Here is a 13,705-nt window from a genome sequence, read left to right on the forward strand (position 1 = left end):
TTAATTTTGGTTCTCAATAAGGTACACTTTTTGTGTTTTTATAGGGTCCACTTTATGAAACAGAAAAAAACAGCTTATTTCCCTAACCTTGTTTTAGAAGAAGGACCTATTGGTTCTCAGGTTTATCACGCGATTAGAAAAGCGATTTTAGATGGACGCTTAACATCAGGTAGTCGTTTACCATCAAGCCGTACCTTAGCTGAAATGATGTCGATTTCCCGCAATTCTGTTATTGCAGGATTTGAACGTTTAATTGATGAAGGCTATTTATTTACTCGACGCGGTGCAGGTACTTTTGTTGCAAGCACAATCCCTGATGCCATTATTTCGGATAAGTGGATCAAAACAACCCACTCTATTTCATCACCCTCAATCGAAAGCCCATTAGAAACACTAAACCCCAATATGCAAAAAGCACAAGCTTTTTGGCAACAATCACAACCCAATATCAATAGTAATCCGATATTTCATGTTGGCGTTGGATGTGTTGATCTGTTTCCACATGAGCTTTGGGGAAGGTTATTAGGGCGAGTTTGGCGACAATCGAAAAAAGCACTCGCAACATTTAATTCGCCAACAGGTTACACACCCTTAAAAGAGATGATATGCCAATATATGCAATCAACTCGTGGGCTTTTTTGCCAACCTGAACAAATCATTATTGTGAATGGAACACAGCAAGCGATTAATCTCACCACCAGAGTATTATTAAAAGAAGGTGATGCAGTTTGGTTAGATGATCCTGGTTATGACAGTGCTCGAGGGATCTTCACATCTTATGGTATAAAATCACATCCAATAAATTCGGATGTTAATGGGATGGATATTTCTCAAGGGATAGAAAAGTGTCCTGAAGCAAAACTTGTTTTTACGACACCTTCGCATCAATTCCCTTTGGGTAATACACTCTCACTTTCACGCCGTATTGCGTTGTTAGAGTGGGCGTCATCCAATAATGTGTGGATCTTTGAAGATGACTACAATAGTGAATTTCGCTATCACTCTAAACCCATTCAATCTCTCCAAGGATTAGATAAATACCAGCGCGTTATTTATGCTGGTACATTCTCAAAAATGATGTATCCCGGATTTCGTTTAGGCTTTTTAGTGGTTCCTTTACCTTTAGTTGATGCCTTTAAAGCCGCTAAATACTATACCGATTCACATTCTGGCTTTTTAGAGCAAGCCACATTGGCGCTGTTTATTTCTCAAGGGCATTATGCACGTCATGTTAGGCGAATACGCAAAGCCTGTTATGAACGTTATCAAGTGTTAACTAATGCCATAAAAACACATCTATCTCATGTTTTCTGTGTTGCACCGACAGATTCAGGTATCCATATTGTCTGCTGGTTGCAAGCTGACTATACAGAAGAATATATTGTGAAAAAATCACGAGAGATTGGATTAGCTATACAGCCTTTATCACGTTACTGCATCCAAACCTACCCAAAACAAGGCGTATTATTAGGGTATGCGGCTCATGATCCTATTGAAATTGAAAAGAGTATTATTTTGCTTGCTCACACATTATCTAAATAAATAACATTTATTCTTATTTGTTATTTGCAATATAAATGTCGAACAAGCTTTGCATTTACCCTATTTTATTTTTTGGCGTGCAATAATAAACCCAAGCAGGAGGAACATTCAGCATTACCAATTTTTTTTCTAAATGAAAATAACGAGATAACGTTTTTTCATATCGAGTTGTATATTGAAATAATACAAAACAACCTTGTGTTTTTAATAGCTCTTTATGCACGCGTTTTAAAACTTTTAAACCTGTTTTTTTAGGAATAGATAAAAAAGGTAGCCCTGAAATAATCATATTATAATGGCTATTTAATTTTTCTGCTGATGCGGTATAGACCCTTAATCGCTTATCGTTAATTTTATCTAATTCTGTCGCAAAGCTGGGTTCTATTTCAAAAACATCTAATGAAGAATTCAACGACATTCTTTTTAAGATCTGTTGAGTAATAACCCCTGTACCGGCACCTAACTCAGCAACCTGAATGTCCTGTTGCCAATTGAGTTTATCTAACATTTCATAACATAACCAACGAGATGAAGGCGCGATAGTACCCATCGTGGTTGGTGAGATCACAAACCGTTTTAAATATGAGTAGTATGTAGATAATGGAATGAATGTGGATATATCCATCTTCGCCTCCTAGTGCCTTTTAATTAAGGTAAAATAAAATTTAGATTAAATGAAGAACATTCATCATTATTTTTATTTATGAAAATACATCATCTATTGAATAATGACTTTCAGTATAAAGCTTGGAGTCATCTCTAAGTAAATACGTTTTTCTTATATATTACACTATTTTACATTTTTCTATTTTTACTCTATTTTCTTAAACAAGAATATATTTTTATTTATCCTAAAAAAGAAAATAAGATATAGCAGATTATTCTTACACTTTTATGGTTGGTTCATTTTCTTTTTTAACAACTCATTGATATTTGTTCGTTCTGTGGCTTTCTTTTGTTAACTCTACGCAGACTATAAGAAACACTTCTAATTCTTTGGTAAATAATCAATAAATTAACTTGCACCCATCTCTATATTTTGTCAGGTTAGTGTGAGGTCTCTCACTATTCCTACAGATAAAGACAGGGTAATTACAATGAAAAATGTTGGTTTTGTGGGCTGGCGTGGTATGGTCGGCTCCGTTTTAATGCAAAGAATGGTTGAAGAACGTGATTTTGATGGGATAAACCCTGTTTTCTTCACCACATCTCAATTAGGTGAAGTAGCACCCGCTTATGGTAATCACCGTAGCACTCTGCAAGATGCTTATGATATTGATACCTTGGCATCACTCGATATTATTATTAGTTGCCAAGGTGGTGACTACACCAATGAAATCTATCCAAAACTGCGTCAAGTAGGTTGGCAAGGTTACTGGATTGATGCAGCATCAGCACTGCGTATGAATGATGATGCCGTGATTATTCTCGATCCTGTTAATGGACAGCATATTCAAGACAGCTTAAATAAAGGTATTAAAGCCTTTGTCGGCGGTAACTGTACCGTCAGTTTAATGCTGATGTCATTAGGTGGCCTGTTTGCTAACAATTTAGTGGAATGGGCAAGTGTATCCACTTATCAAGCGGCTTCTGGGGCTGGTGCTCGCCATATGAGAGAGTTACTGTCACAGATGGGTTCTTTACATAATCAAGTGGTTAAAGAGCTAGAAAACCCAGCATCAGCAATCTTAGATATTGAACGTAAAGTCACTAACTTTACACGCAGTGGTGCGATGCCCACTGAACAATTTGGTGTTCCTCTAGCAGGTAGCTTGATCCCTTGGATTGATAAACAATTAGAAAATGGTCAAAGCCGCGAAGAGTGGAAAGGACAAGCAGAAACTAACAAGATCCTCAATACAGGTTCAAATATCATTCCTGTGGATGGTCTTTGCGTTCGTATTGGCGCATTACGCTGCCATAGCCAAGCATTTACCTTAAAACTGAAGAAAGACTTACCTGTTACTGAGATTGAACAGTTACTCGCAAGCCATAATGATTGGGTAAAAGTCATTCCTAATGATCGTGAGTTAACTATACGTGAATTAACACCTGCCGCAGTTACCGGTACATTGAGCACACCAGTAGGCCGTATTCGTAAACTGAATATGGGCCCTGAATTTATTTCAGCCTTTACAGTGGGTGACCAACTGTTATGGGGTGCCGCAGAGCCTTTACGTCGTATGCTGAATATTCTGCGTTAATATTAATTATTTGGAATATCGGCCATTTTTAGAAAATAGAAATGGTTGGTATTCTTATTCTCAATAGCTATTAGCTTTATTTCTTATTTCTCCTCCTCTTCTTTTTTCACAAAACTATTTTTAAATTTTCATATTTTATTTATTTTTAATTTTATGGCGATTTATAAAATACGTTTCCTACAATACTTTCAAAAATAACGCTAAAGAATTCAGTCAGGTTATTCAGAATAATTCACCTATTTTTATTTAAAATAGAGCGCAAAAATAAATAAAGTATTTTTTAACAACTGAAAAGTAATGACGAAGAAAATCCAATTATAACAATTTCTAATATATTATCCCTTTTCTCTTTATTAAAGAGAGGTTGCGGTAACTACTTATTATTTAAAAATAAATTTACTTTATATTGTCATTTATTTATGGTTATTTTTATTACTTTTATAAAAAGATGCATTATAAATATGACAACACAAACACAACCCAATAAAAAAGGTTTTTTAAACCGAGTAGAACGTATTGGTAATGTCATGCCTGATGTTACGATGCTGTTCGTTTACGCCCTAGTGATCTGCTGGATATTTTCATTTCTCCTCTCTTTTGTACATTTTGATTATTTCCATCCAGTGACTAAAGAGAAAATCACCGTTATTAATATGTTTCAATATGAAGAAATCATATTATTTGTGACAAGTGCGGTAAAAAATTTCATTAGCTTTCCGCCACTTGGAATAACGATTGTTGCAACATTAGGAATTGGTATTGCAGAAAGCAGTGGCTTTATTAAAACAGCTTTAAAAAAGATGCTTTCGTTTATTTCTCCTAAAATGCTAACACCAACGGTTGTCTTTGTTGGTATTGTTGCGCACTTAGCGTCTGACTCAGCTTACGTTATTCTTATGCCTGTCTCTGCGATGATGTTCTATGCTAGTGGTCGTCATCCTTTAGCTGGGATCGCCGCCTCATTTGCAGGTTTAGCAGGTGGATTTACCGCAAGTTATACACCGTCAATCATTGATCCAATAATGCAAAGCTTTACTCAAGAAGCGGCGCAAATTATGGCTCCGGGATATAGCGTTAACGTTTTATGTAACTACTTTTTTAGTGTAGGTGGTACATTTGGTGTTATTTTAACTTGTTGGTATATCACTGAAAAAATTGTCGAGCCTTGGTTAAACAAAAACTGCCCAGTCTCTTCAGGGATTGATACCAAGGATGCGGAGTTGGGTGAAATCACACCAATAGAAAAACGCGCATTCCGTTTTGCTGGTTGGGCGGTTGTGTTGATGGGAATTGGTTTATTTGCCCTGTTATTACCAGAAACTTCGCCATTACGTTCACCAGAAGGGAGCTTAACCAGCCCTAAAGCGCCAATTATGCAAATTGTGGTGCCTTTACTGTTTATCTTCTTCTCTGTACCCGGTTTAATCTATGGCTATATGACCAAGTCTTTTGCTTCCACAAAAGATATCGTCAAAGCAATGGAAAATATCACTAAATCGCTGATCCCATTTATCGTTTTTGCCTTTTTTGCAGCTCAGTTTCTTTACTCTTTCCAACACTCGAATTTAGGAACTTTATTAGCGCTATCAGGTGCAGAGTTACTGCGTACGCTTAATATGCCTTCAGGTATGACGGTATTAGGTGTGATTTTGCTGACTGCTATTTTAAATATCATGATCACCTCAGCAACATCAAAATGGGCTGTTATTGCACCGGTATTAGTGCCAATGTTAATGGCTGTCGGAATTTCACCTGAATTAACGCAAGCTGCGTTCCGTGTCAGTGATTCCGCAATGAATGTGAGTACACCGATGTTCCCATTCTACCCACTGATTTTGATGTATTGCCAAAAATACTATAAAGGGGCTGGTATCGGTACACTATGCTCAATGATGATCCCTTTCACTATTGGCTTGCTTATTGTGTTAACGACAACACTGTTTGTCTTCTGGGGACTCGATATTCCTCTTGGCTTTGACAGTGGATATACATGGCAACCGGCATCATAACTCACGCTTATAAAAACAACTGTATTAGGAACAACATTATAATGAACACCCTAGGTCAAAAGTTAGAACAGCGTTTCTTCCGTTATCTGGCAATTGAAAGCCAAAGTGATGCATCAGCTTCTGTGGTACCCAGCACGCAAGGGCAACTTGAGTTAGCAAAGTTACTGGCTAAAGAGCTAGAAACTTATGGACTAAAAGACATCTATATCGATTCTCATGCCATTTTATATGCAATGAGACCGGGTACTAAACCCAATGCCCCTAAAGTTGGGTTTGTTGCTCACCTTGATACTGTTGATGTGGGTATTTCGCCTGATATTCACCCTCAAACACTGCGTTATGAAGGAAAAGATCTCTGCTTAAATAAAGAAAAAGATGTCTGGTTTAAAGCTCAAGAACACCCTGAAGCAGAACCTTATATTGGTGAAGAGATTATCTTCAGTGATGGTACCAGCGTATTAGGTGCTGATAATAAAGCAGCGATCACTGTGGTTATGGAGTTAATGGATAAACTTCAACATGCTGATTTTGATTGTGGCGATATCTATGTTGCGTTTGTACCTGATGAAGAGATTGGATTACGCGGTTCTAAACTGATGGATTTATCTCGCTTCAACGTTGATTTTGCTTACACCATAGATTGCTGTGCATTAGGCGAAGTGGTGTATGAAACCTTTAATGCAGCATCAATTAAAGTGTCTGTAAAAGGTATTACTGCGCACCCAATGTCAGCGAAAAACGTATTATTAAACCCAATTCGTGTTGCTCATGATTTTATTGGCTGTTTTGACCGCTTTGATACACCAGAGCACACCGAACATCGCGAAGGTTATTTCTATGTCACTGATTTAATCGCCAACCCTGATAATGCGGTGATTAAAATGGCCATTCGTGATTTTGATAAACAAAGTTATGAAGCCCGTAAACAGTTTATTAAGCAATCTGTTGCTTTGATCCAAGCTCGCCACCCTCGTGCGCAAATCGATTACGAGATTGTCGATGTGTATAGCAATATCAGTGATTCGATAGGGGAAGATCGTACAGCTATCGAACTTATTTTTGAGGCATTAAAACGATTAGATATTCAACCTAATGTGATCCCAATGCGAGGCGGCACAGATGGCTCTGCGCTTTCTGCAAGAGGATTACTAACACCAAACTATTTTACTGGTGCACTGAATTTCCACTCTCGTTTTGAGTTTTTACCTGTTAGCTCATTTGAAAAGAGCTATTTAGTAACAGAAATGCTATGTCGTTTGGTCGGACAACGCGGATAAGCGTTATTGTTTTAGCCAACAAAAAAGCGGAACCATTTTCATGGCTCCGCTTTTTTATCTAACTTAATCTAAAACTAGATATCGATATTTGCAGCTTTCAGCGCATTCTCTTCGATAAAGGCACGACGAGGTTCAACCGCATCACCCATTAAGGTGGTAAATAATTCATCGGTTGCAATCGCATCTTTCACTGTAACTTGCATCATACGGCGTGTATCTGGATTCATGGTGGTTTCCCATAATTGCTCTGGGTTCATTTCACCAAGACCTTTATAACGCTGTACAGCAAGGCCACGACGTGATTCTTTTGTTAACCACTCAAGTGCTTCTTCAAAGCTTGAAATCGCCTGACGACGCTCTCCACGCTCAATAAACGCACCCTCTTCAATTAGGTTACCGATAATGTCACCTAAATGAGTAATACGTTGATATTCGCTACTGTGGATAAAGTCATAATCCAGTTTGTAGTCTGTATCCACACCATAAGTACGAATACGTAACACAGGTTCAAACAGACGGTTTTCATCATTTTGAGCGATAGTGTAGCTATAAGTACTACCTTGGTCTTCCGCTTCATTTAGACGGTTAACCAAGCCACTCATCCACTCTTCAACTTTAGCTTTATCAGATAACGCATCTTCTGTTAGCGTTGAGTGATATACCAAGCTGTTTAACATACTAAGTGGATAGATACGCTCCATACGACGAATAATCTTGTGCGCTGTATGATAATCAACAACCAGTTTTTCAAGTTGCTCACCGTGCATTGCTGGTGCGTGTTCACTCACATAAAGTGCGGCTCCATCAAGCGCGATCGACATCAGATATTCGTCCATTGCGTCGTCATCTTTGATGTATTGCTCTTGTTTACCTTTCTTCACTTTGTAAAGTGGTGGCTGAGCAATAAAGATATGACCACGTTCGATAATTTCTGGCATTTGACGATAGAAGAATGTCAGTAACAGAGTACGAATGTGAGAACCATCGACGTCCGCATCCGTCATGATGATAATGCTGTGATAACGTAGTTTATCTGGGTTATATTCATCACGACCGATACCACAACCTAATGCTGTGATTAACGTTGCAACTTCTTGAGAAGCCAACATTTTATCAAAGCGCGCTTTCTCAACGTTTAAGATTTTACCTTTTAACGGAAGAATAGCCTGCGTTTTACGGTTACGCCCTTGTTTTGCAGAGCCACCCGCAGAGTCCCCTTCCACTAAGTACAGTTCAGAGAAAGCAGGATCACGTTCAGAACAGTCCGCTAATTTACCCGGTAAACCACCTAAATCTAATGCGCCTTTACGACGTGTCATCTCACGTGCTTTACGCGCTGCTTCACGAGCACGAGCGGCATCAATGATTTTACCAACAACAATTTTCGCGTCGTTTGGATTTTCTAACAGATATTCCACCAGCTTCTCATTCATCAGCGTTTCTACCGCTGTTTTCACTTCTGAAGAAACCAGTTTATCTTTTGTTTGTGATGAGAATTTAGGATCGGGTACTTTAACAGAAACAACCGCAATCAAGCCTTCACGAGCATCATCACCCGTAGCACTGATTTTTGACTTCTTATTAAAACCTTCTTTATCCATATAGTTGTTTAACGTACGCGTCATTGCAGTACGGAAACCAACTAAGTGTGTACCACCATCACGTTGTGGAATGTTGTTGGTAAAACAATAAACATTCTCTTGGAAACCATCATTCCACAGCATCCCCACTTCAACACCGATGCCATCTTTTTCAGTGGAGAAATAGAATACATTTTGGTGAATCGGCGTTTTGTTACGGCTTAAGTATTCAACAAATGCCTTAATACCGCCTTCATAGTGGAAATGATCTTCACGGTTATCACGTTTATCAATTAAACGGATAGAAACGCCAGAGTTTAAGAATGACAACTCACGAAGACGTTTTGCTAAAATGTCATACTGGAATTCAGTCTCACCTTTAAAAGTTTCAAGACTTGGCCAGAAGCGAACAAATGTTCCTGATTTTTCAGTATCACCAATCACTTTTAAGCGATCATCAGGTACACCATGACGATAAATTTGCTGATGGATTTTTCCATCGCGATGAATAGTCAGTTCGAGTTTTTCAGACAACGCATTAACAACAGAAACCCCTACACCATGAAGTCCACCAGAGACTTTATAGGAGTTATCATCGAATTTACCCCCAGCATGCAGAACCGTCATAATAACTTCTGCTGCTGAAACACCTTCTTCTTGGTGAATGCCGGTTGGAATTCCACGACCATCATCTCGAACAGAGACGGAGTTATCTGAATGGATAGTGACAATAATCTCATCACAGAAACCCGCGAGGGCTTCGTCGATTGCGTTGTCGACCACCTCGAAGACCATGTGATGCAGACCGGTTCCATCATCTGTATCCCCGATATACATCCCCGGGCGCTTACGCACCGCATCCAGCCCTTTTAATACTTTGATACTTGAGGAGTCATATGTATTCGACATCAACGTTTCTCGCTTTATTCCTATGGTTTAACCTCTATTTTGCCACGTTCTACGCTAAATAGCCTGCTATTTACATCTAGCATATCTTTCACTTGCCCTTGTGTTATAGCACTAACAAACACCTGAGCTTGCGTAGATTTTAGACGCTCGGCTAACAACTGACGCCGACTTGCATCTAATTCGGAAGCAAAATCATCGAGCAGATACAGGCATCTTTGCCCATTCTTACGAGTGAAATATTCACCTTGTGCCAGCCTCAAAGCACACATCAATAACTTGAGCTGGCCTCGTGACAACATATCTTCTACTGGTGTGCCGTTTGCTCTAATGCGTAAATCCGCTTTATGAGCACCAAGTGAGGTATACGCTAGCATTTTATCACGTTCAAATTGACGTGCTAGCAACTCACCATAATCTGTTTCTTTATCCCATCCCCGTTGAAAGCTGACTTTCAACGAAAACTCAGGCAAAAACAGACGACACGTTTCTTCAATATCTTTAGCGATATCTTCGGTATATTGAGCTCGCCATTCACTTATCTGTTCTGTTAATGAGATAAGTTCTTTATCCCAAGGTATCAGTTGTCGATAAGACGTTGCTTGCCTCAGTGCTGCATTACGTTGCTTTAATACACGTTTTAAATCTGACCATGCAACAAAAAATCGAGGTTCATTATGAAAACAACCCCAATCAATAAAAGCGCGACGATATTTAGGCCCACCATTCAGTAGAGTAAAACCTTCTGGTGTTATTAATTGCATGGGTAACAATTTTGCTAACTCTGCAATTTTATGACCATCGCTGCCATCAATACGAACTGTACTATTGCCTTCACGATCTTTACTTAATCCAATCGCATAGCCACGGCTCTCTTCATTTAGCCCACTCAAGCGGCCATGAAGAATAAATTCATTTTCATCATGCTGGATCACGCGATTAGCTTGAGAGCTACGAAATGCGCGCCCATGACCTAAAGTGTAAATCGCTTCAAGTATACTTGTTTTGCCACTTCCGTTAGGCCCAACAAGGAAATTAAAGCCATCCGCTAATGGCAGATCCGCCTGTTCAATATTTCTAAAATGACGGATCAATAAACGGGATAAAATCATGTTAGCGGCTATTATAAACGCATTGGCATAACAACATAAGCAGCCGCAGAACTTGCCACATTCTCCACTTGAACACTTGAAACAGCATCTGTTAGCAGCAGCTTAACTTCTTCACATTTCAATGTATTAAGTACATCAAGGAGGTAACTGACATTAAAGCCAATTTCCATTTCTTCGCCTTGATATTGAACATCAACAATCTCTTCCGCTTCTTCTTGCTCAGGGTTATTTGCTGTAATTTTCAATTGACCATTGGTGAGGTTTATACGCACACCACGGAATTTTTCATTGGATAAAATTGCAGCACGAGAAAAGGCCTGTTTAAGAATATCACAACCCGCTGTTACTGTTTTGTTTGGGTTTTTCGGTAATACTCGACGATAATCAGGGAAACGACCATCAACCAGCTTTGAGGTGAAAATAAAATCACCTACATGGGCACGTATATTGTTACTACCGATTTGCAGTTGCAGTGAGCTTTCACCACCGCCATCCAGTAAACGCATCAATTCAATGACACCTTTACGAGGAACAATAACAGAATGTCCTGGTAAAGATTGTCCAATATCCATTGAACATACCGCTAAACGGTGTCCATCTGTTGCAACTGTGCGTAACTCTGTATTTTCAGTTTCAAACAACATACCGTTGAGGTAATAACGCACATCTTGATGCGCCATTGAAAACTGAGTGGACTCAATTAGACGTTTTAATGTTGCTTGAGGCAAAGTAAATTCCACTTCACTTTGCCAGTCATCTAAATTAGGAAAATCAGATGCAGGTAATGTTGATAAAGAGAAACGGCTACGACCTGAACGCACTAAGAGGCGATCACCATCAAGCTCAACACTGATTTCCGCACCTTCTGGTAGCCCACGCCAAATATCAAAAAACTTACGCGCAGGAACAGTTGTGGCGCCAATTTCATGAGATTGGCTAAGATTAACTCTTGCCACCATCTCCATTTCAAGGTCAGTCCCCGTTAGCGATAAGGTATTCTCAGTTACCTTAAGCAATAAGTTACCTAAAATAGGTAATGTTGGACGACCACCTAAAGGGCCACTTACTTGTTGTAGCGGCTTAAGAAGCTGTTCACGTTCAATGATAAATTTCATAGCGCTAGGATGATAATGTTCTGATTAAGTTAGAAAAATCTTCTTTGATGTCATGACTTTCTTCACGCAATTGCTCTATTTTTCGGCACGCATGAAGCACAGTTGTATGATCACGACCCCCAAAGGCATCCCCGATTTCAGGCAAGCTGTGGTTGGTTAATTCTTTAGCCAGCGCCATCGCCATTTGTCTCGGTCGGGCAACCGATCGAGATCTCCGCTTTGACAGTAAATCAGCAACTTTAATTTTATAATATTCAGCAACCGTTTTTTGAATATTATCAATAGTGACTAATTTTTCCTGCAAGGCGAGCAGATCACGCAATGCTTCACGTACAAAGTCGATAGTAATCGCACGACCTGTAAAGTTTGCGTTAGCAATCACTCGGTTTAATGCACCTTCAAGCTCACGGACGTTAGAACGAAGTCTTTTGGCAATAAAAAAGGCCACTTCGTCAGGTAACTGAATTTGGTTTTCATCCGCTTTTTTCATCAAAATCGCCACTCGGGTTTCAAGCTCAGGCGGCTCAATGGCAACCGTTAATCCCCAACCAAAGCGTGATTTTAATCTATCTTCAACACCATTTATCTCTTTAGGATAACGGTCTGATGTTAAGATAATTTGTTGATTTCCCTCTAACAATGCGTTAAAGGTATGAAAAAATTCTTCTTGTGAACGCTCTTTATTGGCAAAAAATTGAATATCATCAATTAATAGTGCATCCACAGAACGGTAATAGCGTTTAAAGTCTTCTATCGCATTATTTTGTAACGCTTTTACCATATCTTGTACAAAACGTTCAGAATGCATATAAACGACTTTTGCATTCGCTTTACGTTCCATAATGCTGTTACCCACCGCGTGCAATAAGTGCGTTTTACCAAGCCCTGTTCCACCATATAAAAAGAGTGGGTTATAAGCACCACCAGGGTTATCAGCAACTTGTCTTGCCGCAGCTCTTGCTAACTGGTTTGATTTACCTTCGACGAAGTTATCAAATTTATGTTTAGGGTTAACGTTAGAACGATAATTAAGTTCAGGCAGTTGAGAAGCAGGTTGATTATCCCAACTTGGGCGGATAGGCTGACTATGCGTTGGAGCCGTATTCACCGTTGGATGTACAACTGCTTTAGGAATACTTTCCGTAGTACGTGTTGATGCGGGTTTATTACCAACTTCAAAACGCAAAGAAGGGACTTCAGAGCCACAAAAATCCACTAATAATGCATTGATATTATTAATGTATTTCTCTCTCACCCAATCTAAAACAAAACGATTAGGTGCATACAGCGCCAGCGTATCATCGCTTAGTTCTGCCTGCAAGGGACGTATCCACATACTAAATTCAGTGGCAGGTAACTCATCCTGCAATCGGGCAAGACAATGCTGCCAAAGCGAAAGTGACACGGCGGACTCCCCTAAAAAAACAAGACTAAAAAATAAACAGGAAAAATGCAGTTAAACACTGTGTGCCTAAATACAAAGTGCACAACACCGTTCCTCTTCAATTCTTAATAAGGAACAACTCTTGGTGACAACGATTTTTTTTACATCGTGACTCACGATCGCAGACTGGCTATTCTGATCGTGACGGGGGATCATATCGCAAAATGAAACGAAGATCCTCTTTCTTTTGCACAGTTTTTATGGTTTTTATCCACAGGCTTGCTGATTTACGATAATTCACCAAATGAAATATGCAAAGGCGTTCTAGTGTACTTGAGTCGTCCTATAAATAGCAATTGGGGATAACTTTCTCTTTGCATAAATCTCCCTTTCTTATAGTAAGTGATCAAATATCTCTCATTTGATCCACCAAAGATCCTTGCTCTTTCACCATGAGTCCGTATAATCTTGCACCCTGCGTGCTTGTACCAACAAAGTCACTTATTAAGACCTTTTTTAGGCCCTTAATAAGCGTACTCGTTGCGCATAAGTCAGGATTGATTATCGGGTTTGCTA

Annotated in this window: 9 protein-coding genes; 4 read left to right on the plus strand and 5 right to left on the minus strand. The window is 39.2% G+C overall.

The genetic code is table 11. The features are described from left to right. Positions 1 to 54 precede the first annotated feature (54 nt). The gene (locus GTK47_RS02130; protein ID WP_165121979.1) at positions 55 to 1,542 is read left to right on the plus strand and encodes a PLP-dependent aminotransferase family protein; all 1,488 of its coding nucleotides are present in this window, start codon (positions 55 to 57) and stop codon (positions 1,540 to 1,542) included. Between the two features lie 55 nt (positions 1,543 to 1,597). On the opposite strand, the gene GTK47_RS02135 is transcribed toward GTK47_RS02130, so the two are convergent. Further along, complete coding sequence (locus GTK47_RS02135; RefSeq protein WP_109402168.1) at positions 1,598 to 2,167, minus strand: rRNA adenine N-6-methyltransferase family protein; 570 nt, start codon at positions 2,165 to 2,167, stop codon at positions 1,598 to 1,600. 472 nt (positions 2,168 to 2,639) lie between these two features. On the opposite strand from GTK47_RS02135, the gene asd reads away from it, so the two are divergent. The 3 genes from asd to pepT all read left to right on the plus strand — a co-directional run bounded on the left by asd (position 2,640) and on the right by pepT (position 7,032). Next, complete coding sequence (gene asd, locus GTK47_RS02140) at positions 2,640 to 3,746, plus strand: aspartate-semialdehyde dehydrogenase (RefSeq protein WP_165121980.1); 1,107 nt, start codon at positions 2,640 to 2,642, stop codon at positions 3,744 to 3,746. A 461-nt stretch (positions 3,747 to 4,207) separates the two neighbouring features. Next, the gene (locus GTK47_RS02145; RefSeq protein ID WP_109402170.1) at positions 4,208 to 5,755 is read left to right on the plus strand and encodes an AbgT family transporter; all 1,548 of its coding nucleotides are present in this window, start codon (positions 4,208 to 4,210) and stop codon (positions 5,753 to 5,755) included. 38 nt (positions 5,756 to 5,793) lie between these two features. Beyond that, positions 5,794 to 7,032, plus strand: coding sequence for a peptidase T (gene pepT, locus GTK47_RS02150; RefSeq protein WP_194952562.1), 1,239 nt, complete (start codon positions 5,794 to 5,796; stop codon positions 7,030 to 7,032). A gap of 74 nt (positions 7,033 to 7,106) precedes the next feature. Here the strand turns inward: pepT and gyrB are convergent, their stop codons facing one another. Genes gyrB through dnaA form a run of 4 tightly spaced genes read right to left on the minus strand, consistent with a single transcriptional unit; the run spans position 7,107 to position 13,150 of the window. Continuing rightward, entirely contained in the window at positions 7,107 to 9,521 is a 2,415-nt protein-coding gene (gyrB, locus tag GTK47_RS02155) for a DNA topoisomerase (ATP-hydrolyzing) subunit B (RefSeq protein ID WP_165121982.1), read from the minus strand. A gap of 20 nt (positions 9,522 to 9,541) precedes the next feature. Next, positions 9,542 to 10,630 carry a DNA replication/repair protein RecF gene (recF, locus tag GTK47_RS02160; RefSeq protein ID WP_165121983.1) on the minus strand — a complete coding sequence of 363 codons (1,089 nt, stop codon included), beginning with the start codon at positions 10,628 to 10,630 and terminating at the stop codon, positions 9,542 to 9,544. Positions 10,631 to 10,641: 11 nt separating this feature from the next. Further along, positions 10,642 to 11,745 (minus strand): DNA polymerase III subunit beta, encoded by a 1,104-nt coding sequence (gene dnaN / locus GTK47_RS02165; RefSeq protein ID WP_165121984.1) that lies wholly within the window; start codon positions 11,743 to 11,745, stop codon positions 10,642 to 10,644. A 4-nt stretch (positions 11,746 to 11,749) separates the two neighbouring features. Further along, on the minus strand, positions 11,750 to 13,150 hold the full coding sequence (dnaA, locus tag GTK47_RS02170) for a chromosomal replication initiator protein DnaA (protein WP_098941507.1): 1,401 nt from the start codon (positions 13,148 to 13,150) through the stop codon (positions 11,750 to 11,752). Between the last annotated feature and the right edge of the window lie 555 nt (positions 13,151 to 13,705).

It is taken from the genome of Proteus sp. ZN5, from assembly GCF_011046025.1.
Taxonomy (GTDB): Bacteria; Pseudomonadota; Gammaproteobacteria; order Enterobacterales; family Enterobacteriaceae; genus Proteus.